This window comes from Burkholderia sp. AU31652 (assembly GCF_002223155.1).
Taxonomy (GTDB): domain Bacteria; phylum Pseudomonadota; class Gammaproteobacteria; order Burkholderiales; family Burkholderiaceae; genus Burkholderia.
On the sequence record NZ_NKFG01000003.1, the window covers coordinates 594,166 to 615,811 of the forward strand.

The window sequence follows — 21,646 nt, forward strand, 5'->3', positions numbered from 1 at the left end:
ATAAATATACAGTATTGGGTGCAGGCGAATGGGTGGGCACATGGACGATCGATCCGACAACGAATTTCCGATAGCGCCGCCCGTGCCCCGCAAGGGGCGCGGCGCGGTCGACAACCTGCAGGGGCGATACGAGATCGCGCAGCGCGAAGCGGTCGACGACGGCTGGGCACACGAGTCGGACGATACCGATTTCCCCGCGCCGCTGCGCACGCAAGTCTTCGAGGAGCGTGCGAAGAGCATCCTGACGCACAACCAGTCGCCCGACATTCCATTCAGCGTATCGCTCAATCCGTATCGCGGCTGCGAGCACGGTTGCATCTACTGCTTCGCGCGGCCGACGCACAGTTATCTCGGCCTGTCGCCGGGGCTCGATTTCGAAAGCCGCATCTATGCGAAGGTCAATGCGGCCGAACTGCTCGAGCGCGAGATTTCACGCAAGCGCTACGTGCCGGAGCCGATCGCGCTCGGCGTCAACACCGACGCCTACCAGCCGGTCGAGCGCGACCTGCGCATCACGCGCAGCGTGATCCAGGTGATGCACGATCGCGGGTTGCCGTTCGCCGCGATCACGAAATCGTCGCTGATCGAGCGTGATCTCGACCTGCTCGCACCGATGGCCGAACGCGGGCAGGTGATGGCGGCGGTCACGATCACGACACTCGATGCCGATCTCGCGCGCACGCTCGAGCCGCGCGCGGCAACGCCGGCGCGCCGGTTGCGTACGATTCGTGCGCTGAGCGAGGCGGGTGTGCCGGTCGGCGTGAGCATTGCCCCGATGATTCCGTTCGTCACCGAGCCCGACATGGAGCGCGTGCTCGAGGCGTGCGCGGAAGCCGGCGCGACGCATGCGAGCTACATCATCCTGAGGCTGCCGTGGGAAGTCGCGCCGCTGTTCAAGAACTGGCTTGCCGCGCATTTTCCCGATCGCGCGGAGCGCGTGATGAATCGCGTGCGCGACATGCGCGGCGGGAAGGACTACGACTCGGATTTCTCGAAACGGATGAAGGGCGAGGGGATCTGGGCCGACCTGCTGCGGCAGCGTTTCCGCCAGGCCGTCAAGCGGCTCGGGTTGAACGAGCGCACGAACGGGATTCTCGATCTGTCGCAGTTTCGCGGTGCGCCGGCCGCCGCGGCGCCGCGCGTTGCTGTTCGTTCAGCCGCGACGCGGTCGACGCAGTCGCGTGACGACACGCAATTGAACCTGTTCTGACCGGCGAGCCAAACCGGCGCACGGCGCCGGTGCGTAGCGGCCGTTACGCTTACTGCGAAATCTGCTTCGCCGCTTCGACCTGCGACTCGAAGTACGTCTGGAACGACAGCGCGAGTGCGGTCATCAGCAGGAAGGCACCGATCAGCAGCGAGAAGATCACCACGAAGATCACGGTCCAGCCCGACTTGCTGTGCTTGCCCGTCTCCGCGTTGAATTGCGCGTCCCATTTTTCGTCGGGGCGCAGCCCGTAGACGAGCGCGGCGAGGAACGCCGCCAGCAGCGAGATTGCGCCGGGAACGGCAAGCCACCAGCCGAGGCCCGCGCTGCGCTGGGTTGCGGCGAGCAGGAGGAAGCCCGGGATGCCGACGATCGTCGCGAGCAGGTGCGCCCAGCCGAACACGTCGCGGAAGCCATACAGATAGAAGCGGTGCGCGCCGAGCGATCCGAACAGGAACGCGAGGGCGGCGGTGAGCGTCTTGGAGCGAAAGCGGCGGGACGGTGCGGTGCTGCTGGACATGGATGGCGGCGTATTGTCGTTGGCATGGGCGGCCGGCGGGCCGGCGCGGGCGCGCGGCCCGGCACGCATTCTACGACGCCCGGTCGGGCCCGGTCACCCCTGTCCTGCGTCAAGGTGCCGCATAGGTCACGCGGTAGATCGCGCCCGCATAGTCGTCGCTGACGAGCAGCGAGCCGTCCGGCAGCGGCAGTACGTCGGCGGGGCGTCCCCATACCGTGCCGTCGGGTCGCAGCCAGCCGGTGACAAACGGAGTCTGGCGCGCCTGGCTGCCATCCGCCGAAACGACGACGCGCATCACGCGGTAGCCGACCTTCGTGCTGCGATTCCACGAGCCGTGTTCGGCGATGAAGACATTATTGCGATACGAGGCCGGAAACATCGACCCTGTATAGAAGCGCATGCCGAGTGCTGCGACGTGTGCGCCGAGTTTCAATACGGGCGGCACATAGCGGCGGCATACGTCGGCGCTGCCGAATTCGGGGTCGGGCGTGTCGCCGCCATGGCAGTATGGGAAACCGAAGTCGAGGCCGGCACGCGGTGCGCGGTTCAGCTTGTCGTCGGGCACGTCGTCGCCCATCATGTCGCGCCCGTTGTCGGTAAACCAAAGCTCGCCCGAATCCGGGTGCCACGCAAAGCCGACCGTATTGCGTACGCCGCGGGCAACAACCTCATTCCCGCTGCCGTCCGCCTTCATGCGTGCGATGATCGCGTAGCGGCTGCGATCGGCGAGACAGACGTTGCACGGTGCGCCGGTCGGTACATACAGCTTGCCGTCGGGGCCGAACGCGATGAATTTCCAGCCGTGATGGTGTTCGGTCGGCAGCGCGTCGGTGACGACGGCAGGTGCGGGCGGCGTGGCCAGCCGGTCGTCGATGTGATCGAGACGCAGGATGCGTGAGACGGCGGATATATAGAGTGCGCCGCCACGGTAGGCGACGCCGACCGGCATGTCGAGCCCGGACGCTACAACATAGCGCGCGCTGATCCGGCCCTCGTGCATGACGAATGCGTGAACGCGGCCTTCCCGCGTGCCGACATACAGGATGCCGCGCGGCGACCACGCCATTTCGCGCGCGGTCGGTACCGCGTCGACCAGCACTTCGATGTGGAAGCCGGGCGGCACGACGAGTTCGCCCACCGGCAACGGCGCGGCAAACGCCAGTGCGGACGCGAGGCAGGCAAGGCCGGCAAGCAGCGCCGCGAAACGGTGCTGCGCGCGGCGCGTCGAGGCGGCGCGAAGGGGCGGCATGACGGTGTAGAACGTCCCGGACACGACGATTGTATGCCCGGCGGACAGGCCGCCTCCGGATTTTTTCCGCGTAAGTGTTTGTTGTACCTCTGGTTTCCGGCTATAATCGCGTGTTTCAGTAGTTTCGAACCCGGTTTTCCCGAAGGACATCATATGGTTATCATCCGTCTGGCTCGTGGCGGCTCGAAGAAGCGCCCGTTCTACAACATCGTTGCTACCGATTCGCGCAACCGTCGTGACGGCCGCTTCATCGAGCGCGTCGGCTTCTACAACCCGGTCGCTACGAAGGGCGAATCGCTGCGTATCGCTCAGGATCGCCTGACGTACTGGCAAGGTGTTGGCGCGCAACTGTCGCCGACCGTCCAGCGTCTCGTGAAGGAAGCGCAAAAGGCGCAACCGGCTGCCTAACATGGCACGGTGTGCCGGTCGTGCCGGCTGTGAGGTGCATTGATGGCGGGTCACGATTCCGGTAATGCAAGGCGCGGGCGTGCGTCGTTTGGCGCATTCGTCCGCAAGCCGGTCGAGCGCGACGCTGTCGCGAACGCCGGTCAGGCTGCCGAGCAGCAGGGCAGTCTCGAAGTGGCGCAAGCCTGGCCCGACGATGCCGTCGAGGTCGGAGCGGTGGTCGACGCCTATGGCCTGAAGGGTTGGGTCAAGGTGGCGACGCATGCCGACGCCGGCCGCGGCGGCGATGCGCTGCTCAAGGCGCGCCACTGGTGGCTGGAACGCGGAGCGGAGCGGCTTTCCGTCCGCATCGTGCAGTCGAAGGCGCACAGCGACACCGTCGTTGCGCAACCCGCGGGCGTCAGCGACCGCGATGCCGCGTACGCGATGCGCGGCTTTCGCGTGTTCGTGCGCCGGGAAGATTTCCCGGCATTGGCCGCGGACGAATTCTATTGGGTCGACCTGATCGGTCTCGACGTCGTCAACGAGCAATCGGTGGCACTCGGGAAGGTGAGCGGGATGATCGACAATGGCGTGCATTCGATCATGCGTGTCGAGTATCCGGCGACCGGCAAAGACGGTCAGCCGACCACCGACGAGCGATTGATTCCGTTCGTCGGCGTATACGTCAAAACGGTGGATCAGGCGGCACGTCGTATCGTCGTCGACTGGGAAGCCGATTACTGAAATGAACCAGGTTACCGAGAGCGCGGTGCAGTTCGACGTCGTCACGCTCTTTCCCGAGATGTTCCGTGCACTGACCGACTGGGGGATCACCAGCCGGGCCGTCAAGCAAGGGCGCTTCGGGCTGCGCACCTGGAATCCGCGTGATTTCACGACGGACAACTACCGCACGGTCGACGATCGTCCGTACGGCGGTGGTCCGGGCATGGTGATGCTGGCCAGGCCGCTCGAAGCCGCAATCGATGCCGCGAAAGCGGCGCAGGCGGAGCAGGGCATCGCGAGCACGCGTGTCGTGATGATGTCGCCGCAGGGCGCGCCGCTCACGCACGATCGTGCGGTGCGGATGGCGCAGGAACCCGGTGTCGTCGTGCTGTGCGGCCGCTACGAAGCGATCGACCAGCGCCTGCTCGATCGTTGCGTCGACGAGGAAATCAGCCTCGGCGATTTCGTCCTGTCCGGCGGAGAATTGCCGGCGATGGCGATGATGGATGCTGTCGTACGATTGCTGCCTGGTGTGCTGAACGATTCGCTGTCGGCCGTGCAGGACAGTTTCGCTGACGGCCTGCTCGATTGTCCGCACTACACGCGCCCCGAGGAATACGACGGCGTGCGCGTACCGGACGTGCTGCTCGGCGGGCATCATGCCGAGATCGAGAAGTGGCGGCGCCAGGAAGCATTGAGGAATACGCTGCGGAAGCGGCCGGACCTGATCGTCCGGGCGCGCCGCGAGAAGTTGTTGAGCCGTGCCGACGAGGCGTGGCTCGCGAACCTCGCACGCGAAGCGAAGGACGCCTCCTGAGGCGGCTGCGCGAGCGGGAATTGGCGGTGCCGTACATGCGTGTGCGGCGCCTGATGTGAATCCATCCTCTATCGGGGCCAGGCCTGGAAGCAGGCGGGTGTGAACGCCGACACGATGGCATAAGGAGTCAGTAATGAATCTGATCGCAAAACTTGAGCAGGAAGAAATCGAGCGCGCGCTCGCCGGCAAGACGATCCCCGAATTCGCCCCGGGCGACACGGTGATCGTGAACGTGAACGTGGTTGAAGGTAACCGCAAGCGCGTTCAGGCTTACGAAGGCGTCGTGATCGCGATTCGCAATCGTGGTCTGAACTCGAACTTCATCGTCCGCAAGATCTCGTCGGGCGAAGGCGTCGAGCGTACGTTCCAGACGTACTCGCCGCTGCTGGCAAGCATCGTCGTGAAGCGCCGCGGTGATGTGCGTCGTGCGAAGCTGTACTACCTGCGCGAGCGTTCGGGCAAGTCGGCTCGTATCAAGGAAAAGCTGGTGTCGAAGGATCGCGCCGCAGCAGCTTCCCAAGAGTAAGAGCTGTAAGGAAAAAGCACCCAACCGGGTGCTTTTTTCATTCTGGCGCGAGAATATGCTCGATACGACACGAACCCGAGAGCCCCATTGAATCGCCGCCCCATCATCGATCCCGAAGTCCTGCCGGTCGAAGGCACCGGCGCCGGCCTGCCGGCCATCGATTCCCGCCTGATGACGCCGTCCGGCCTGCGCGACCGTTTCGCGCGCACGCTCGAATGGAGCGTCGAGCCCGGCGAGGCGAGGCTGCAGGAGGGCGTCGACCCACGCAGCGCGGCCGTCCTCGTGCCGCTCGTCGTCCGCGAGTCCGGCCTCACCATGCTGCTGACCCAGCGCGCCGACCACCTGAACGACCACGCCGGACAGATCAGCTTCCCCGGCGGTCGTCGCGAACCGTTCGATCGCGATGCAACCGCCACCGCGTTGCGCGAGGCGAAGGAAGAGATCGGTCTGGCAGACGAGCGTGTCGAGATCCTCGGCGCGCTGCCCGACTACCTGACCGGTACGGGCTTTTGCGTGACACCGGTGGTCGGCCTCGTACATCCGCCGTTCACCGTGCAGGCCGACACGTTCGAAGTGGCCGAGATTTTCGAGGTTCCGCTCGCGTTCCTGATGAATCCCGCCAACCATCAGGTCCGTGTGTTCCGCTGGGAAGGCGGCGAGCGTCGTTTTTTTGCGATGCCCTATCCGAATGGCGAACCCGGCGGGCATTACTTCATCTGGGGCGCAACTGCCGGCATGTTGCGCAATCTGTACCGCTTCTTGGCCGCCGGCTAGGCGTGCACGGTTGTCGGCGTGCGTGGCCGGCTGGCGGGCGGCTGCACCGGCAGCCATCCGGTGCTTACGCTGTGTTATCGTTATGCAAAAAATGACATAACTCCGAAGACGGCGCCACGCATGACTTTCTTTTCGGTTCTCCTCGCTCTCATCATCGAACAGGTCCGCGCGTTGTCGCCGAACAATCCGGTGTTCGCGCTGTTCCAGTTTCATGCGGAAACCGTCGCGCATGGTCTCGACGCGGGCAAGCAGAAGCACGGCATCCTCGCCTGGCTCGCGGTCGTGCTGCCGTGGGTGCTGATCGTCGCGCTGATCTATTTCCTGCTGTTCAAGGTGAGCTTCGTGCTCGCATTCATCTGGAACGTCGTCGTCGTGTATTTCACGCTCGGCTTCCGTCAGTTCAGCCATTACTTCACCGACATCCACCTCGCGCTCAATAACGACGACGTGCCGCGTGCGCGCGAAATCCTGCACGAGTGGACGGGCATTGACACGGTCGACATGCCGGTCGGCGAAATCGTCCGCCATACGCTGATTCACGCCGTGGTCGCATCGCATCGCCACGTGTTCGGCGTGTTCTTCTGGTATGTGCTGCCGATCGGCCCGGCCGGTGCCGTGCTGTACCGGATTTCCGAATACCTCGCACGCAGCTGGTCGACGCCGGGCGACGACCGCACGGCGGCCTTCTCGACGTTCGCGCAGCGTGCGTTCTTCGTGATCGACTGGATTCCCGCGCGATTGACCGCGCTCGGCTTCGCGATCGTCGGCAATTTCGAGGACGCGATCTATGCGTGGCGCAACCACACGCGCCAATGGCCCGATCCGAACGATGGCGTCCTGCTGGCAGCCGGCAGCGGTGCGCTCGGCGCACGCCTCGCGGGGCCGCTCGCGGAACCGTCGAGCCTCGATGCGCTGGCCGTCGGCGACAGCGGCCCGTTGACGGTCGGTGACGATTGCACGCCGCGTACGCTGCAATCCGCGGTGGGTCTCGTCTGGCGTGCGGTGATCCTGTGGATGATTCTGCTGCTGATGCTGACGCTCGCCGTCTGGGTGTCGTGACGGGGCAGTGCGGTATCCGATGAAAGGCAGAAGGCCGGCTTGAAGCCGGCCTTTTTGCTGTGGTTCAGTCGTCTTCCAGCGGATCGCGCACGGCGCCGCACTGCCAGCACGCGGTGAACTGGGCTTCGAGCGCCTCACCGCACTGCCGGCAGCGCCACGGCGCGGTGCCGGCCGACGGGCCGTGCGACGCGGCATCGAGGAGCCGGCGTGCGAGTGCGTCGTCGCGTTCGTCGTCGAGCCACAGTTCGGGCGTGCAGGCGTCGGCGGGCAGGCCGCCGAGCGCGCCGGTCGCGTAGCAGTTATGCAGCTCGCAACCGATGCCGGCTACCTGAAGCACGTTGGCCCAATGCTGCGCCGTCGCGAGATCGGGTGCCTTGAAACGCATCGCGGCTCCTGTCGGTGAACGCCGGCCCGCATGGTACCGGCTGCCCGCCGCGCGCGTGCCGCGCGGTCAGCGGACGATCTGGCTCGCCTCGTGCACGAGCTGCGCATACAGCGCATGCCGCGACGGTGCGATGCGGCCGTCGGCGACAGCGTCGAGAATCGCGCAGCCGGGTTCGTGCAGATGATGGCAATTATAGAAACGGCAGTCGGCCAGCAGCGGCCGGAACTCCGGGAAGGCGCGCTCGAGACGGCCTTCCGTTAGGTGGTAGAGGCCGAATTCCTGGAAGCCCGGCGAATCGATCAGCGCGCCGCCGCCCGCCAACGGGTAGAGGCGCGTGAACGTCGTCGTGTGACGGCCGCTGTTGAGTGCGGCCGAAATCTCGCGCGTGGCGGCTTCGGCATCGGGAACGAGCAGGTTCACGAGCGTCGACTTGCCCATCCCGGACTGGCCGAGCAGGATCGTCGAATGCCCGGCGAGGTGCGGCATCAGTTGTGCGCGCGCGTCGTCGGGCGAGCCCTTCACGGACAGCTCGAGCACGTCGTAGCCAAGGGCGCGGTAGGGCGCGAGGCGTTCGCGCGCGACCGGCAGCGCGGCTTCGACGTCGATCTTGTTCAGCACGACGAGCGGCTTCAGCTCGTTCGCCTCGGCGGCGATCAGCGCGCGGCCGAGCAGGTCCTCGCTGAAGTAGGGCTCGGTCGCTAGCACGATCAGCAATTGATCGAGGTTGGCCGCGAACAGCTTCGACTTGAACTGGTCGGAACGGTACAGCAGGTTGCGCCGCTCGCCGATCTCGACGATGACGCCCTGGTCGGCCGATGCGAGTTCGTACACGACACGGTCGCCGACCGCGATGTCGCTCTTCTTGCCGCGCGGGAAGCACTGCAGCATCGGGCCGCCGTCGTCGGGCGCGACGATGTAGTGGCGCCCGTGCGCCGCGATCACGCGGCCTTCGACCCGTTGCGCATTCGACGCGCGCGGGGCCGGCTTGCGGGAGGTCGGCCGGCTCATGCGTGCTGCATCAGGCGGTCGATCCGCTGCGACGCAGGCGGATGCGAGTAGTAGAAGGCCGTGTAGACGGGGTCGGGCGTCAGCGTCGACGCGTTGTCCTCATAGAGCTTCACGAGCGCGCTGACGAGATCCTGCGCGTCGGTCTGGCTGGCCGCGAATGCGTCGGCCTCGAATTCGTGCTTGCGCGACGTGAGGCTGCCGAACGGCGTTGCGAAGAACAGGAACACGGGAATCGCGAGGAAGAACAGCACGAGTGCGGCGCCCGCGTTGCTCGTGTCGAGCGATGGCGTGACGCCGAGCCCCGTGTAGAACCACGTGCGTTGCGCCAGCCAGCCGAGCAGCGCGAGCAGCACGAGGCTCAGCACGAACGACACGAGCATCCGCTTCATCACGTGGCGGCGCTTGAAGTGGCCGAGTTCGTGCGCGAGCACGGCCTCGATTTCCTGGCCGGACAGGCGCGCGAGCAGCGTGTCGAAGAACACGATCCGCTTCGATGCGCCGAAGCCCGTGAAGTACGCGTTGCCGTGCGCGGAGCGGCGGCTGCCGTCCATCACGAACAGCCCCTTCGCCGCAAAGCCGCAGCGCTTCATCAGCGACTCGATGCGCGCGCGCAGCGCGTCGTCCTTCAGCGGTTCGAACTTGTTGAAGATCGGTGCGATGAAGGTCGGGTAGATCAGCAGCACGAGCATCTGGAATGCGACCCAGACGATCCAGGTCCACAGCCACCACAGGCTGCCGGCCTGGTTCATCAGCCACAGCACGACGAACAGCAGCGGCAGGCCGAGCGCGGCGCCGAGCAGCGAGTTTTTCAGCATGTCGGTGAAGAACAGCCGCTTCGTCATCCGGTTGAAGCCGAAACGCTGTTCGATCCCGAACTGGCGGTAATACTCGAACGGGACGTCGATGACGCTCGTGATCACGAGCACCGCCGCGACGAGCGCGACCTGCTGCCCGTAGCCGCGGCCGATCCAGCCGGTGAGCAGCGTGTCGAGCGCGCCGACGCCGCCGAGCAGCGTGAGACCGACCAGCACGGCCGCGCTGACGACGATTTCGAGCATCGTCAGCCGGGTGCGCTCGACCGTATAGTCGGCCGCGCGCTGGTGGGCGGTCAGCGGGATGGTTGCGCTGAACTGCGCGGGGACGTCGTTACGGTGCGCCGCGACGAAGCGGATTTGCCGCGACGCGAGCCACAGCTTGGTGACGACCATCGCGAGCACGGCGAGCGCGAACAGCAGGGTGAACGAAAAGGGTGACATCGAAGGCGCCAAAGGGTTCTATGCGAGAATTATATGTTCTTGCGGACCGGCCCCGCTGATGCGATGCCGGCCGCCCGGGCGGCGCCGCGCGCCGTCCGCCATTTTCCAGGATGACTCATGACCGATACCGCCGCTTCCGCCAGCCAGCCCGCGCTCGTGCGCAACGAGTTGAACCTCGTCTGGCTCGACATGGAGATGACGGGCCTCGACCCGGATAACGACCGCATCATCGAGATCGCGGTCGTCGTGACCAATTCCACGCTCGACATCGCCGTCGAAGGCCCCGTGTTCGCGATCCACCAGAGCGACGAAACGCTCGCGAAGATGGACGACTGGAACAAGTCGACGCACGGCCGCTCGGGCCTGATCGACCGCGTGCGCGCGTCGACGGTGACCGAGGCGGAAGCCGCCGAGCAATTGCAGGCCTTCCTCGCGCAGTACGTGTCGCCCGGCAAGTCGCCGATGTGCGGCAACTCGATCTGCCAGGACCGCCGCTTCATGGCGCGCTGGATGCCCGAATTCGAGCGGTTCTTCCACTACCGCAACCTCGACGTCAGCACGCTCAAGGAGCTGTGCCGCCGCTGGCAGCCCGCGATCTACAAGGGTTTCCAGAAGCGGGCGATGCACACGGCGCTCGCGGACATCCACGAGTCGATCGACGAGCTGAAGTACTACCGCGAGCATTTCCTGATTCCGGCCGCGTCGGCTTCGGCAGGCGAGTCCGCGCCGGCCGCCTGAGCGGGCCGGCACGCGTTTAGCGCGGTGCGCGCTGAGCGCTTTTCGGCCGGAACGCCGCGACCACCGCGGCGTCGGTCTCGATGTACGGGCCGCCGATCAGGTCGATGCAGTAGGGCACCGCGGCGAAGATGCCGGGTACGGTCGACTTGCCGTCGGCATCGCGCAGCCCTTCGAGCGTTTCCCGGATCGACTTCGGCTGGCCGGGCAGGTTGACGATCAGCGCCGCATGGTCGGCCGTCTCGCGGATCACCGCGACCTGCCGCGACAGGATCGCGGTCGGCACGAAATTCAGGCTGATCTGCCGCATCTGTTCGCCGAATCCCGGCATTTCCTTCGTCGCCACGGCCAGCGTGGCCTCGGGCGTCACGTCGCGGCGCGCCGGGCCCGTGCCGCCCGTCGTCAGCACGAGGTCGCACCCCGCGACGTCGACGAGTTCGGCGAGCGTGGCGGAGATCGTCGGCGCGTCGTCCTGGATCAGGCGCGTTTCGGCGCGCCACGGCGACACCAGCGCGCCGGCGAGCCACTCCTGCAGCGCCGGAATGCCCTTGTCTTCGTAGACCCCCGTGCTCGCGCGGTCGCTGATCGACACGAGGCCGACGACGAGCTCGTCCGGGTGGTTACGCTTCGTCGTCGTCATGGTCGTCTCCGGCGTCGTCCGCCGCTTCGTCGTCCGCATGGGACGTGCCGCCGGCGGTCTTGATCCACTGGAACAGCTCGCGGAAATAGCGCGGCGGCTTGCCTTGCTGCGCTTCCTTGCGTGCGTTGCGGATCAGCGTGCGGCCTTCCTGGATGTCGGCTTCCGGGTGCTGGCGCAGGAATTCGGTCAGCGCGTCGTCGCTCGCGAGCAACTGTTCGCGGGTGCGTTCGATCCAGTGCAGGCGGGCCGTCGCGGCCTTGTTCACGCCGCGTTGCGCGTCGAGCGCGGTGCGCAGCGCGGCCGTCTCGTCGTCGGTCAGCGAGCGCATCACGCGGCCGACGTACTGGAGCTGGCGGCGCTTGCCTTCGTGATCGGTGATCCGGCGCGCCTCGCGCACGGCGTCGCCGAGGCTTTCGGGCATCGGCATGCGTTTCAGCGCGTCTTTCGGCAGATCGACGAGTGCCTGGCCGAGTACCTGCAGCTCGTGCATCTCGCGCTTCAACTGGGATTTGCTGGGGCGATCGTAGCCATTGTCGTCCTCTTCGGCGGCATGCTCGATCGGCTGGATTCGGGTTTTGCGTGTCATGGACGGCATTGTATCGCGCCGCGGACACCCCAAGCTTGTCGGTGTCCGGCCCCGGACCTTGCTATGATCGCGGGATACGCAACATTTTGAACATGCGGGCGCCCGCCCGCCACCGGATATCAAGACGATGGCAGCCAATCTCGACGTACAAGCGCGCTATTTCCCGCACACGCAGGACCAGCTCAAAGAAATCGCCTCCGACATCCTTCGCCATGCGAAGGCGCTCGGCGCGACGGACGCCGCGACCGAAATCTCCGAGGGCGACGGCCTGTCGGTGTCGGTGCGCCGCGGCGAAGTCGAAACGATCGAGCACAACCGCGACAAGATGGTCGGCGTGACCGTGTTCATCGGCAAGAAGCGCGGCAACGCGAGCACGTCGGATTTCTCGCCGGGCGCGATCAAGGATACCGTCGCCGCCGCGTACAACATCGCGCGCTTCACGGCCGAGGACGAGGCGGCCGGCCTGGCCGAAGCCGAGCTGCTCGAAACCGACCCGCGTGACCTCGACCTCTACCACCCGTGGGCGCTGTCGGCCGACGAGGCCGTCGAGCTCGCCCGCCGCGCGGAAGACGCCGCATTCGCGGTCAGCCCGCAGATCCGCAACTCGGAAGGCGCGAGCGTGTCGGCCCAGCATTCGCAGTTCGTGCTGGCCACGTCGCGCGGCTTCCTGTCCGGCTACCCGTACTCGCGTCATTACATCGCTTGCGCGCCGATCGCGGGCAGCGGCCGTCACATGCAGCGCGACGACTGGTATTCGTCGAAGCGCAGCGCGATCGATCTCGCGGCACCCGAAGCGGTGGGCCGTTACGCGGCCGAGCGTGCGCTTGCCCGGATGGGTGCGCGCCGCCTCGATACCCGCAAGGTACCCGTGCTGTTCGAGGCGCCGCTCGCGGCCGGCCTGCTCGGCGCATTCGTGCAGGCGGTGAGCGGCGGTGCGCTGTACCGCAAGACGTCGTTCCTCGTCGACAGCCTCGGCAAGCCGGTGTTCGCGCCGCACATCCAGGTCGTCGAGGATCCGCACGTGCCGCGCGCGATGGGCAGCGCGCCGTTCGACGAGGAAGGCGTGCGCACGCGTGCGCGCAGCGTCGTCAAGGACGGCGTCGTCGAAGGCTACTTCCTGTCGACCTATTCGGCGCGCAAGCTCGGCACGCAGACCACCGGCAACGCGGGCGGCTCGCACAACCTCGCGCTGCGCAGCTCGAACACGCAGGCGGGCGACGATTTCGACGCGATGCTGAAGAAGCTCGGCACGGGCCTGTTGCTGACCGAGCTGATGGGGCAGGGCGTGAACTACGTGACGGGCGACTATTCGCGCGGTGCGGCGGGCTTCTGGGTCGAGAACGGCGTGATCCAGTATCCGGTCGAGGAAATCACCGTCGCGAGCACGCTGCAGGAAATGTTCCGGCATATCGTCGCGATCGGTGCCGATTCGATCGTGCGCGGCACGAAGGAAACGGGCTCGGTGCTGATCGAGCAGATGACGATCGCCGGGCAGTAAGCGGCACGCGGCATCGGCCGCCATCAAACGAAAAAGCCCGACGGCTCGCGTGAACTGACCCCGTAAAGTTGGACGGGTTATGACGGCTAGGGCTGAGTTCTGTATTGCACGGGACTCAGCCCTTTTAGTTTCAGTTTGATGCGGTCGTGATTGTAGTAGTGGATGTAGCTTGCCAAGCCGGTTTGCAGTTCGTCCAGGTTGCGGAACCGATTCAGATGGAAGAACTCGGATTTCAGCGTGCCGAAGAAGCTCTCCATGGCGGCGTTGTCCAGGCAATTCCCTTTACGCGACATGCTTTGCGTGAGCGCTCGTTGCTGCAGTAGGCGGCGATACGCAGGCATCTGGTACTGCCAGCCCTGATCCGAATGCAAGAGAGGCCGCTCGTGTGACTTCAAGCGCGCCAATGCCTTGCGAAGCATTGCGCTGACCATCTCGAACGCCGGGCGCCTCGCGGTTTCATAAGCAATGATCTCGCCGTTGTACAGATCGAGCACTGGTGACAGGTACAGCTTCTGGCCACCCACGTTGAATTCCGTGACATCCGTTACCCACTTCTCATTCGGACGCTTTGCGTAGAACCGACGCTGTAAAACATGAGGTGCAACACGTCCGACGCTACCTTTGTAGGAGCGGTATTTCTTCGGGCGCACACAAGACTTCAGCCGCAACTCACCCATCAGACGCGCCACAGTCTTGTGGTTAATCACCTGTCCCAGATTACGTAGAGCGAGCGTGATGCGTCGATAGCCGTAGCGGCCCTTGTGCCGTTCGAACAGCGAGCAGATTCTTGCCCTTGTATCGGCATACTTGTCGGCTGCTCCGAGCAATTTCTGATGATAGTAGAACGTGCTGCGCGCCAAGCCGGCAACCTTCAACAAGCCCGCAAGCGGATATTGCTGCCTTAGCTCGAGCACGATTTGCGCTTTTTGCGTTGCGCTGATCGCTGCTGCGCTTGAGCCAAGGCTTCGAGCTTTTTTAAGTACGCGTTCTCCATGCGCAGGAAGTTCAACTCGTCGAGTAGTTCCTGTCGGGAGCGCGTATCGTCCTCGGGTAGCGGCGGTGGCGTGAGCGGTGGCTTGGGCATCTTCCTGGGGCGCCCCCGCTGGCGCGGCGACAGTGCGTCTATACCGCCTTCATCATACTGGCGTTTCCACTGGCCGATGGCCGTACGGTTCCTAATGTTGAAGCGTGCAGCCGTCTCACGCGCTGACAACCCTTCGCTACGCATTTGCTGCAGTACAAGCAACTTGAACTCTGCGCTGTAGCGCTCGCACTTCTTCTTCAAGCCTGCCGGACCATGTATGCGATGGGCCGCCACCCACTTGCGGATCGTCGCCTCATCGACGCCGTGGCGCTTGGACATCTCACGGAACCCAGCGTGGCCGGACTCGTACTCCTCTGCAATGGATACCTTGAACTGCTCCGTGTACTTGCTCATGAAAAACACCCCAAAGGTTGGATCGATGTCCAACTTTTGGGGTGCAGTTCAATGTGCGGGGCTTTTTTCATCGTGCTGACGCGTCAGCCGCGCTTGCGCTCGTAGACGACGAACGCATAGCCGAACGTATTCGGTGCGGCCGCCTGGTGCGCATCGCGCGACACTTCCTGCCACTGCGCGGCGTCGGGTGCAGGGAACGAGGCGTCACCGTCGAAGTCGGCATCGATCTCGGTGACGACCAGCCTGTCGGCGAGTGCGAGACCTTCCGTGTAGAGCTGCGCGCCGCCGATCAGGAACGCCTCGGGCACGCCGTCGCGCGCGGCGAGCGTCAGCGCATCGGCGAGCGACGTGACCGTGTCGCAGCCGTCGAAGCGACGCGTCGCGTCGCGCGTGACCACGATATTGCGGCGGCCAGGCAGCGGCCGGCCGATCGACTCGTGGGTCTTGCGGCCCATCACGATCGGTGCGCCCATCGTCGTGCGCTTGAAGAAGGCGAGATCCTCGGGAAGTTTCCAGGGCAACTGGTTGTCGCGGCCGATGATGCCGTTGCGGGCACGCGCGACGATCAGGGTCAACGTCGTCATGAAGGTCGGGGGAAGGAAAACCGGAATGGCGCCGATTTTACCGGAACGGCGGCCTGCGCCGGTTCCGGGTATGCGCATCCGCCTTTCCGCACTGCGCGCCGCGACGCCCGAGGCAATGCGTCGCGGCGACGGAATGAATAAAAAGAGTGCCCGCCGGGGGACGGAGCACAAAAACCGTTTCGTGTTGCGAGCGCGACGATGCCGGCATTGGGTCGATGCTGTCCGGCTCGTACAAATCAATACGTCATCCTGATCAAGTGGTTCTACTCGTGCCATCACTGATGGGTACTGCCGTGCGTGGTGCCTTCCATCACGTGCTGCACATCGCCCGGCTGCGGTGCCGGAAGCGGCATCGGCAATTGCGGTGGTGGCGGGATCTCGTCCCACAGGGTCACCGACGTCCTGCCGGTCGGCAGCGGTTGCGGTGACGACACGGTCACGATGCCGAACCCGTTGCCGTGCTGCATGCTCGGCGTGTTTTCCGCAAGCAGCATGGCGCGACCCGGATTCGTGCCTTCGTCTGCGTGTACGGGCGTGGGCGGGCCGGCGGCCGCGACCGCAATGGTCAGCGGCACGAAAGAAAGAAAAAGATGTTTTCGCATGGTCGCTGTCTCCGACGGTTTCCATGTTCAGCGAAATGCATGCCATCGCGCCGGGACCGTTGTCGAGACTGCGATTCGTGCTCAAGCGTTGCGAATTGTGTCGGAAAACGGCTGAAAATGTTTCAGGCCTGAAACGAGGGGGCTTGGGAATACTGCTGATTCAATCGATACGCCTCAAGGATGAAAATCGTCGCAAGTGTTGATGACAGAGCGTATCGCTGCGCCGGGGCTATGTGCAGACGATTGACATGCATCGACCTCCTGAGCGATACGGCCGCATCGCCCACCGCGCTGAAATTGGATTGTCGTATTCAGTGCCTATAACTAAGCTGTCTTGATCAAAATAACTGGACGCGAGATAAGCGCCATCATGCGAGGCTTTGTCGTCGCCACGCATCGGCATGGCGAATCGAGCCGCCTTCGGCTGACCCGATTCGATCCTTTTCGCACGTGACCTGACGTGCACGGCAATCGTTAGACGGTTGATGAACGGGGTGAGCTATGGGCGCCGATCAGCGGCACGTGATCTACTATTCGCGCGAACCGAACGACGCGTTGCGCGGCCATTTTGACGAATGCGGTTGGCGTGTCGATCTCGCGGAGACCGTGCGAGACGTACGGCGCGTCGTGCAGCATGGTGTCGCAACGGCCGGGCTGCTCGATTTTTCGCCGGGCTTCAAGCCTTCCGACCTGCGCGAACTCGAATCCTGTCTGAGCATTCAGCACATCGGCTGGATTGCGGCGACGCGCCGCGGCCAGTTGCAGGACGCTACGCTGCGCCATCTCATTCGCGACTACTGCTTCGACTACGTGACGATGCCGTACGAAACGGCGCGGATCGTCGAGACTGTTGGCCATGCACACGGAATGATCGCGCTGACCGAAACCGTTGCGCCGCCCGTCGGCGCCGGACGCAGCGAAGGCGAAATGGTCGGGACCTGCGATGCGATGCTCGGGCTCTTCAGGACGATACGCCGTGTCGCGGCGACCGACGCGCCGGTGTTCATCTCCGGCGAATCGGGTACCGGCAAGGAACTGACGGCGGTCGCGATTCATGAACGTTCGTCGCGCGCGCAGGCGCCTTTCATCGCGATCAATTGCGGTGCGATTCCGTCGACGCTGCTGCAGGCCGAACTGTTCGGCTATGAGCGCGGCGCGTTCACCGGCGCGAACCAGCGCAAGATCGGCCGCGTCGAGGCTGCCAACGGCGGCACGCTGTTTCTCGACGAAATCGGCGACTTGCCGCTCGAAAGCCAGGCGAGCCTGCTGCGCTTCCTGCAGGAAGGCAAGATCGAGCGGTTGGGTGCCCATGTGTCGGTGCCCGTCGACGTGCGCGTGATCTGCGCGACGCACGTGGACATGGAAGCGGCGCTGCGCGAAGGGCGGTTCCGTGAGGATCTGTTCCATCGCCTGTGCGTGCTGAAGATCGAGGAGCCGCCGCTGCGCGCGCGCGGCAAGGACATCGAGGTGCTCGCGCGCCACATGCTCGAGCGTTTCAAGGGCGACGCGCATCGTCGCCTGCGCGGCTTTTCCCCTGACGCGGTCGCGTCGCTGTACGGCTATTCGTGGCCGGGCAACGTGCGCGAGCTGATCAATCGCGTGCGCCGCGCGATCGTCATGTCGGAAGGCCGGCTGATCACCGCGGCCGATCTCGAGCTGAACGACTTCGCGACGCTTGCGCCCGTGTCGCTGCTGGAGGCGCGCGAGGCGGCCGAACGGCAGGCGATCGAGCAGGCGCTGTTGCGGCATCGCGGCCGTTTCGCGGATGCCGCACGCGAACTCGGTGTGTCGCGCGTCACGCTGTACCGGCTGATGTGCGCACACGGCATGCGCGATCGCGGCGACACGCTGGCAGGGTTTTCGGCGCCGTTGCCGGAGCTTCCTCGCCACGCTTGCTAAAATTGGCGGGTACGGCCGCCCTCGCGGCCGAAGGAACCCGCATGAAACAGTATCTCGATCTCGTTCGTACCATTCTCGATACCGGCACCTGGCAGGAGAACCGCACGGGGATCCGCACCATCAGCATGCCGGGCGCGATGCTGCGCTTCGACCTGCAGCAAGGCTTCCCGGCCGTGACGACCAAGAAGCTGGCCTTCAAGTCGGCGATCGGCGAACTGGTCGGCTTCCTGCGCGCGACGCGCAGCGCGGCCGATTTCCGCGCGCTCGGCTGCAAGGTGTGGGATGCGAACGCGAACGAGAACGCGCAATGGCTCGCGAACCCGTATCGCCAGGGCGTCGACGATCTCGGCGACGTGTACGGCGTGCAATGGCGCCAGTGGCCGGGCTACAAGGTGCTCGACGCGGGCGCCGACGCGCAGATCGCCGATGCGACGCGCCGCGGCTTCCGGATCGTCACGCGTTTCGACGAAGACGGTGCGCCGAAGGTGCTGCTGTACAAGGCGATCGACCAGTTGCGCCAGTGCCTGGACACGATCATGGAGAATCCGTCCGACCGCCGCATCCTGTTTCACGCGTGGAATCCGGCCGTACTCGACCAGATCGCGCTGCCCGCATGCCACCTGCTTTACCAGTTCCTGCCGAATGCGACGAAGCGTGAAATCTCGCTGTGCCTGTACATCCGCAGCAACGACGTCGGCCTCGGTACGCCGTTCAACCTGACGGAAGGGGCGGCGCTGCTGGAACTCGTCGGCCGGCTGACGGGCTACACGCCGCGCTGGTTCACGTACTTCATCGGCGACGCGCACATCTACGAGAACCAGCTCGACATGCTGCAGCGCCAGCTCACGCGCGAGCCTTACGACAGCCCGCGGCTCGAGATTGCCGAGCGCGTGCCGGAATACGCGAAGACGGGCGTCTACGCGCCCGAGTGGCTGGAACAGATCGAGCCGTCCGATTTCTCGCTCGTCGGCTACCGCCATCATGAGCCGCTGACCGCACCGATGGCGGTCTGATCGAGCAAGCCGGGGCGCGCGGATGCATCGCGCCGCGCCCCGTAGAAAAATGGCCCGTGATCCCGGTCGGGCCTTTTTGTTTCACGTTTGCGGCGCTTACTGGCGATGCCGCTCTTCGTGACCGCCTTGCGGCGGCGGGTTGCTCGGGTGAGGTGCCTCGACGTGCGGCGCCGGTTGCGGCCGCGGTTCCATGTGCGGTGCGGGCATCGACGGACGCGGTTCCATGCGTGGCGCCGGCTGCGGTCGCGGCTCCATACGCGGTGCAGGTTGCGGCCGAGGCTCCATGCGCGGCGCCTGCGGTTGCGGGCGCGGCATGTCATGCACGGCGGGGGCCGGCGGATGGTACTCGTTCACACGGGGCGGCGCGACTTCGCGATGCGGCGCCGGTTGCGCGAATTCGGCGTGCGGTTGCGGCGCAGGTGCGGCCCGTTCCGGTTGCGATTGCCCGTGCTGCGCCGGCGACTGGAAATCGGGGCGCGGACGCGGCTGCGGAATCTGCGCCGTGTTGTCGAGCCGCGGTTGCGGCAGGGCGCGCGGCGCTTCGTTCCGGCTGCCGGGCTGCGCGCCCTGCGGAGTCGGCACGCCTTCCGGATGTGGTACCGACGCGCTTCGCACGGGCGGCAGCGCATTCTGTCCCGCCGCGTGGAGCGCGGTCGGCGGCGCGGGGCGTTGACGTTCCATCGGTGTGTGCGGCTGCATCCACGCGGGTGACGGCGTCTCGGCCGCATGTGCATTGCCGATGCCCGCCGGACCGGTGTTCGCGACCGGCGGATGCGGGACGCCGTTGCCGGGCCCGAATGCCTGATGCGGCACCGGGTTGCCGGGCGCCTGCGGCATGCCGCCGTTGGCGAAACGCGCTGCGTTGGGGGTTTCGCCGTTCGCCGGCCGCGCGACATTCGGCATGCCCGGCATCGGTGTGCCCGGCCGCCCGGCCTGCCCGGCGGCCGGCTGGCCTTCGCGAGGCGCGCGAGCCGGTTGCACGACGGGGCCGTGCGGATTCACGAGCTGCACGTTGTGCATCGCCCATGCGCCGCCGTCCGGCTTGCCCGGAACGCGGACCGGGCGAGCCGTGTAGTCGGCCGGCACGTTCGTCTTCACGACAGGTGCGCCGGCACCCGGTACGCGCCCGCCTTGCTGCGCGAGGTGGGCCGCCGCGTGGTCGCGATACGCGGCCGGCACGGCGGGATTGCGCGTCGCGACGTACGGGTGTTGGGCAATCGCCGCAGGCGGACGGTAGCTCGCATTGCGCAGCCCGCCCGTGAAGCTCTGGCGCACCGGCGCAATCCCCGGTGTCCCCGGCGTGACGTGCGCGTTGCGCCATTGTTGCGGATCGACGTGCTGCGAGAAGTGCGCGACCGGCTGGCCGTGGACGAACGCGGAGGCCGGTACGGCCGTGATCGCGTGCGGCGCGCGGAAGTTCACGTACGTCTTGTTGATGTTGGTGATATTGGTGATGTTCGTCACGTTCACGGTCTTGTTCACGTTGACGTTGTTCACCACGATGTTGCGGTTCACGCGGTCGTAGTAGTGCGGGCTCCAGCCGCCCCAGCCCGGATGCCACGGTTCGCCCGGGCCGAGCGCGAACCACGCGCAGCCGGCCGCGGCGACGCCGCCCACCGTGAGCGCGACACTCCAGTCGGGGCCGCCGCCACCGCCGACGAACGCGACGAGTGCCGGCGCATAGACCGGCGGCTGGCTGACGACCATCGGGCCCGGTACCCAGGCCCAGCTATCGTCCACGTATGCCCAGCGGCCGTAGTGATACGGCGCGAAACCCCACGGCGCGTCGTCGACCCACGTCCAGCCCCATGGTGCCTGCCAGATCCAGTGGCCGTCGTGATACGGCGCCCAGTCGGCCGGCGTATCGTTCGGCACCCAGACCTGGCCGTAGTTCGGGGTTTCGCGCCACGTGCCGTTCGCGTCGAGATCCTGGTAGCCGGGGATGTCGCGGGACACATAGCGGGCCGATACCGAGCGCTCCTCGGCCGCGTCGCGGCTGGCGGCCCACTGGTCGAGCGGATCGGGGCCCGGGGCGGCGGATTGCTGCGCGACCTGCAGGTCGGTGCCCGTGAACACGACCTGCTGCCCGGGCGACAGCGGGTACTGGCCGTTGCTGCCGTAGACGGTCGCACTGCCGCTGCGCACCGTGACCGTCGTGCTCGCACCGTTCGGCGCGACGTCGACGCGATAGTCGCCGGGGCCCGTGATGCCGAGCGCGAGATTAGGCGTGTCGATTTCGTACGATCCGCCGGCCGGCAGATCGCGCACGTGTGTCGATACGGTGCCGAGCCCCACTTTCAGCTGGGTCGTCGTGTCGTCGAGGTTCAGCACCGACAGGTTCGTCGACTCGCCGAGCCGCACCGCGGTCGAGCCGATGTGCAGCTCCGAGCGCGCACCGGCATCGTTCCAGAGCTGGTCCCCGGTCGTCAGCGGCCGGTTCACGGCGGCATACGACCACGTATCGGTGCCGGCCGGTTCGGTCGTCACGGCACCCGACAGGTAATTGAGCCGCGCGACCCGGCTGGGTGGATCGCCGCCCGGTTGCCGTGCTGCGGCCGCGTAGGGCGGCGCGCCGGCCGATTGCGCGAATGCGGGGGGCAGTGCCGCAAGCGCGACGAACGCGACCAGCGTGCAGCGGGCGGTTCGCTTGAGCGTGAACAGGGTGGCCATGGTGAGCGTCTTCGTCATTATCGCGGCGCGTCGATTCGTGCCGTTGAGTTCACAATATCCGCTCGGCCTG

General features: G+C 65.9%; 22 protein-coding genes. 11 read left to right on the top strand and 11 right to left on the bottom strand.

Annotation, left to right across the window (positions count from 1 at the left end; translation table 11 throughout):
- Positions 1-28 precede the first annotated feature (28 nt).
- Positions 29-1,210 carry a PA0069 family radical SAM protein gene (locus CFB40_RS05445; RefSeq protein ID WP_089430773.1) on the top strand — a complete coding sequence of 394 codons (1,182 nt, stop codon included), beginning with the start codon at positions 29-31 and terminating at the stop codon, positions 1,208-1,210.
- Between the two features lie 49 nt (positions 1,211-1,259).
- Here CFB40_RS05445 and CFB40_RS05450 read toward each other — a convergent pair whose 3' ends face one another.
- Both CFB40_RS05450 and CFB40_RS05455 read right to left on the bottom strand, forming a co-directional pair.
- Complete coding sequence (locus CFB40_RS05450) at positions 1,260-1,727, bottom strand: NINE protein (RefSeq protein ID WP_039370986.1); 468 nt, start codon at positions 1,725-1,727, stop codon at positions 1,260-1,262.
- 109 nt (positions 1,728-1,836) lie between these two features.
- Entirely contained in the window at positions 1,837-2,976 is a 1,140-nt protein-coding gene (locus CFB40_RS05455) for a PQQ-dependent sugar dehydrogenase (RefSeq protein WP_089431367.1), read from the bottom strand.
- Positions 2,977-3,129: 153 nt separating this feature from the next.
- On the opposite strand from CFB40_RS05455, the gene rpsP reads away from it, so the two are divergent.
- The 6 genes from rpsP to CFB40_RS05485 all read left to right on the top strand — a co-directional run bounded on the left by rpsP (position 3,130) and on the right by CFB40_RS05485 (position 7,262).
- Positions 3,130-3,384: a 30S ribosomal protein S16 gene (gene rpsP, locus CFB40_RS05460; protein WP_006476550.1), complete on the top strand. Its 255-nt coding sequence runs from the start codon at positions 3,130-3,132 to the stop codon at positions 3,382-3,384.
- A 42-nt stretch (positions 3,385-3,426) separates the two neighbouring features.
- The gene (rimM, locus tag CFB40_RS05465; RefSeq protein WP_089424816.1) at positions 3,427-4,107 is read left to right on the top strand and encodes a ribosome maturation factor RimM; all 681 of its coding nucleotides are present in this window, start codon (positions 3,427-3,429) and stop codon (positions 4,105-4,107) included.
- Between the two features lies 1 nt (position 4,108).
- Positions 4,109-4,903 carry a tRNA (guanosine(37)-N1)-methyltransferase TrmD gene (trmD, locus tag CFB40_RS05470; protein WP_006476548.1) on the top strand — a complete coding sequence of 265 codons (795 nt, stop codon included), beginning with the start codon at positions 4,109-4,111 and terminating at the stop codon, positions 4,901-4,903.
- 133 nt (positions 4,904-5,036) lie between these two features.
- Positions 5,037-5,429 carry a 50S ribosomal protein L19 gene (rplS, locus tag CFB40_RS05475; protein ID WP_006753174.1) on the top strand — a complete coding sequence of 131 codons (393 nt, stop codon included), beginning with the start codon at positions 5,037-5,039 and terminating at the stop codon, positions 5,427-5,429.
- An 87-nt stretch (positions 5,430-5,516) separates the two neighbouring features.
- Complete coding sequence (locus tag CFB40_RS05480; protein ID WP_069247448.1) at positions 5,517-6,203, top strand: CoA pyrophosphatase; 687 nt, start codon at positions 5,517-5,519, stop codon at positions 6,201-6,203.
- A 120-nt stretch (positions 6,204-6,323) separates the two neighbouring features.
- Positions 6,324-7,262, top strand: a complete 939-nt coding sequence (locus CFB40_RS05485; protein ID WP_011351361.1) for a CobD/CbiB family protein — start codon at positions 6,324-6,326, stop codon at positions 7,260-7,262.
- A 64-nt stretch (positions 7,263-7,326) separates the two neighbouring features.
- Here the strand turns inward: CFB40_RS05485 and CFB40_RS05490 are convergent, their stop codons facing one another.
- From CFB40_RS05490 to CFB40_RS05500, 3 genes are all read right to left on the bottom strand, one after another.
- Positions 7,327-7,647 carry a putative signal transducing protein gene (locus tag CFB40_RS05490; RefSeq protein WP_089430774.1) on the bottom strand — a complete coding sequence of 107 codons (321 nt, stop codon included), beginning with the start codon at positions 7,645-7,647 and terminating at the stop codon, positions 7,327-7,329.
- Positions 7,648-7,713: 66 nt separating this feature from the next.
- The gene (gene rsgA / locus CFB40_RS05495) at positions 7,714-8,655 is read right to left on the bottom strand and encodes a ribosome small subunit-dependent GTPase A (protein WP_089430775.1); all 942 of its coding nucleotides are present in this window, start codon (positions 8,653-8,655) and stop codon (positions 7,714-7,716) included.
- The gene (locus CFB40_RS05500; protein WP_089424819.1) at positions 8,652-9,911 is read right to left on the bottom strand and encodes a M48 family metallopeptidase; all 1,260 of its coding nucleotides are present in this window, start codon (positions 9,909-9,911) and stop codon (positions 8,652-8,654) included. The genes rsgA and CFB40_RS05500 overlap by 4 nt, the downstream gene beginning before the upstream one ends.
- A 117-nt stretch (positions 9,912-10,028) precedes the next feature.
- Between CFB40_RS05500 and orn the strand changes: the two genes are divergently transcribed.
- Positions 10,029-10,649 (top strand): oligoribonuclease, encoded by a 621-nt coding sequence (orn, locus tag CFB40_RS05505; protein WP_046545212.1) that lies wholly within the window; start codon positions 10,029-10,031, stop codon positions 10,647-10,649.
- Positions 10,650-10,665: 16 nt separating this feature from the next.
- Here the strand turns inward: orn and mog are convergent, their stop codons facing one another.
- Both mog and yjgA read right to left on the bottom strand, forming a co-directional pair.
- Positions 10,666-11,286 (bottom strand): molybdopterin adenylyltransferase, encoded by a 621-nt coding sequence (mog, locus tag CFB40_RS05510; protein WP_011351366.1) that lies wholly within the window; start codon positions 11,284-11,286, stop codon positions 10,666-10,668.
- Complete coding sequence (yjgA, locus tag CFB40_RS05515) at positions 11,267-11,872, bottom strand: ribosome biogenesis factor YjgA (RefSeq protein WP_272481932.1); 606 nt, start codon at positions 11,870-11,872, stop codon at positions 11,267-11,269. The genes mog and yjgA overlap by 20 nt, the downstream gene beginning before the upstream one ends.
- Positions 11,873-11,999: 127 nt before the next feature.
- Between yjgA and pmbA the strand changes: the two genes are divergently transcribed.
- Entirely contained in the window at positions 12,000-13,370 is a 1,371-nt protein-coding gene (pmbA, locus tag CFB40_RS05520; protein WP_039370934.1) for a metalloprotease PmbA, read from the top strand.
- An 86-nt stretch (positions 13,371-13,456) separates the two neighbouring features.
- Here pmbA and CFB40_RS05525 read toward each other — a convergent pair.
- The 3 genes from CFB40_RS05525 to CFB40_RS05535 form a co-directional block, all read right to left on the bottom strand.
- A protein-coding gene (locus tag CFB40_RS05525) for an IS3 family transposase (protein ID WP_089430986.1) occupies positions 13,457-14,808 on the bottom strand; the annotation gives its coding sequence in 2 pieces (ribosomal slippage) (positions 13,457-14,334 and positions 14,334-14,808; 1,353 coding nt in all).
- 83 nt (positions 14,809-14,891) lie between these two features.
- On the bottom strand, positions 14,892-15,392 hold the full coding sequence (locus tag CFB40_RS05530) for a dihydrofolate reductase (RefSeq protein WP_089424820.1): 501 nt from the start codon (positions 15,390-15,392) through the stop codon (positions 14,892-14,894).
- A gap of 275 nt (positions 15,393-15,667) precedes the next feature.
- Positions 15,668-15,994 carry a hypothetical protein gene (locus CFB40_RS05535; RefSeq protein ID WP_089424821.1) on the bottom strand — a complete coding sequence of 109 codons (327 nt, stop codon included), beginning with the start codon at positions 15,992-15,994 and terminating at the stop codon, positions 15,668-15,670.
- A gap of 501 nt (positions 15,995-16,495) precedes the next feature.
- Here CFB40_RS05535 and CFB40_RS05545 point away from each other — a divergent pair.
- Both CFB40_RS05545 and CFB40_RS05550 read left to right on the top strand, forming a co-directional pair.
- The gene (locus CFB40_RS05545) at positions 16,496-17,893 is read left to right on the top strand and encodes a sigma-54 dependent transcriptional regulator (RefSeq protein ID WP_089424823.1); all 1,398 of its coding nucleotides are present in this window, start codon (positions 16,496-16,498) and stop codon (positions 17,891-17,893) included.
- Positions 17,894-17,934: 41 nt separating this feature from the next.
- The gene (locus tag CFB40_RS05550; protein WP_039370925.1) at positions 17,935-18,906 is read left to right on the top strand and encodes a thymidylate synthase; all 972 of its coding nucleotides are present in this window, start codon (positions 17,935-17,937) and stop codon (positions 18,904-18,906) included.
- A 96-nt stretch (positions 18,907-19,002) separates the two neighbouring features.
- Here the strand turns inward: CFB40_RS05550 and CFB40_RS05555 are convergent, their stop codons facing one another.
- Positions 19,003-21,576: a DUF6600 domain-containing protein gene (locus CFB40_RS05555; protein ID WP_089425867.1), complete on the bottom strand. Its 2,574-nt coding sequence runs from the start codon at positions 21,574-21,576 to the stop codon at positions 19,003-19,005.
- Between the last annotated feature and the right edge of the window lie 70 nt (positions 21,577-21,646).

Excerpts from the sequence above, each read along its gene's own strand:
- rimM (WP_089424816.1), top strand. The coding sequence starts at position 3,427 with ATGGCGGGTCACGATTCCGGTAATGCAAGGCGCGGGCGTGCGTCGTTT.
- yjgA (WP_272481932.1), bottom strand. The coding sequence starts at position 11,872 with ATGACACGCAAAACCCGAATCCAGCCGATCGAGCATGCCGCCGAAGAG.
- CFB40_RS05545 (WP_089424823.1), top strand. The coding sequence starts at position 16,496 with ATGGGCGCCGATCAGCGGCACGTGATCTACTATTCGCGCGAACCGAAC.
- trmD (WP_006476548.1), top strand. The coding sequence starts at position 4,109 with ATGAACCAGGTTACCGAGAGCGCGGTGCAGTTCGACGTCGTCACGCTC.
- orn (WP_046545212.1), top strand. The coding sequence starts at position 10,029 with ATGACCGATACCGCCGCTTCCGCCAGCCAGCCCGCGCTCGTGCGCAAC.
- CFB40_RS05500 (WP_089424819.1), bottom strand. The coding sequence starts at position 9,911 with ATGTCACCCTTTTCGTTCACCCTGCTGTTCGCGCTCGCCGTGCTCGCG.
- CFB40_RS05485 (WP_011351361.1), top strand. The coding sequence starts at position 6,324 with ATGACTTTCTTTTCGGTTCTCCTCGCTCTCATCATCGAACAGGTCCGC.
- CFB40_RS05535 (WP_089424821.1), bottom strand. The coding sequence starts at position 15,994 with ATGCGAAAACATCTTTTTCTTTCTTTCGTGCCGCTGACCATTGCGGTC.
- CFB40_RS05445 (WP_089430773.1), top strand. The coding sequence starts at position 29 with ATGGGTGGGCACATGGACGATCGATCCGACAACGAATTTCCGATAGCG.
- pmbA (WP_039370934.1), top strand. The coding sequence starts at position 12,000 with ATGGCAGCCAATCTCGACGTACAAGCGCGCTATTTCCCGCACACGCAG.
- CFB40_RS05455 (WP_089431367.1), bottom strand. The coding sequence starts at position 2,976 with ATGCCGCCCCTTCGCGCCGCCTCGACGCGCCGCGCGCAGCACCGTTTC.
- CFB40_RS05490 (WP_089430774.1), bottom strand. The coding sequence starts at position 7,647 with ATGCGTTTCAAGGCACCCGATCTCGCGACGGCGCAGCATTGGGCCAAC.
- rsgA (WP_089430775.1), bottom strand. The coding sequence starts at position 8,655 with ATGAGCCGGCCGACCTCCCGCAAGCCGGCCCCGCGCGCGTCGAATGCG.
- CFB40_RS05555 (WP_089425867.1), bottom strand. The coding sequence starts at position 21,576 with ATGGCCACCCTGTTCACGCTCAAGCGAACCGCCCGCTGCACGCTGGTC.
- mog (WP_011351366.1), bottom strand. The coding sequence starts at position 11,286 with ATGACGACGACGAAGCGTAACCACCCGGACGAGCTCGTCGTCGGCCTC.
- CFB40_RS05550 (WP_039370925.1), top strand. The coding sequence starts at position 17,935 with ATGAAACAGTATCTCGATCTCGTTCGTACCATTCTCGATACCGGCACC.
- rpsP (WP_006476550.1), top strand. The coding sequence starts at position 3,130 with ATGGTTATCATCCGTCTGGCTCGTGGCGGCTCGAAGAAGCGCCCGTTC.
- rplS (WP_006753174.1), top strand. The coding sequence starts at position 5,037 with ATGAATCTGATCGCAAAACTTGAGCAGGAAGAAATCGAGCGCGCGCTC.
- CFB40_RS05450 (WP_039370986.1), bottom strand. The coding sequence starts at position 1,727 with ATGTCCAGCAGCACCGCACCGTCCCGCCGCTTTCGCTCCAAGACGCTC.
- CFB40_RS05530 (WP_089424820.1), bottom strand. The coding sequence starts at position 15,392 with ATGACGACGTTGACCCTGATCGTCGCGCGTGCCCGCAACGGCATCATC.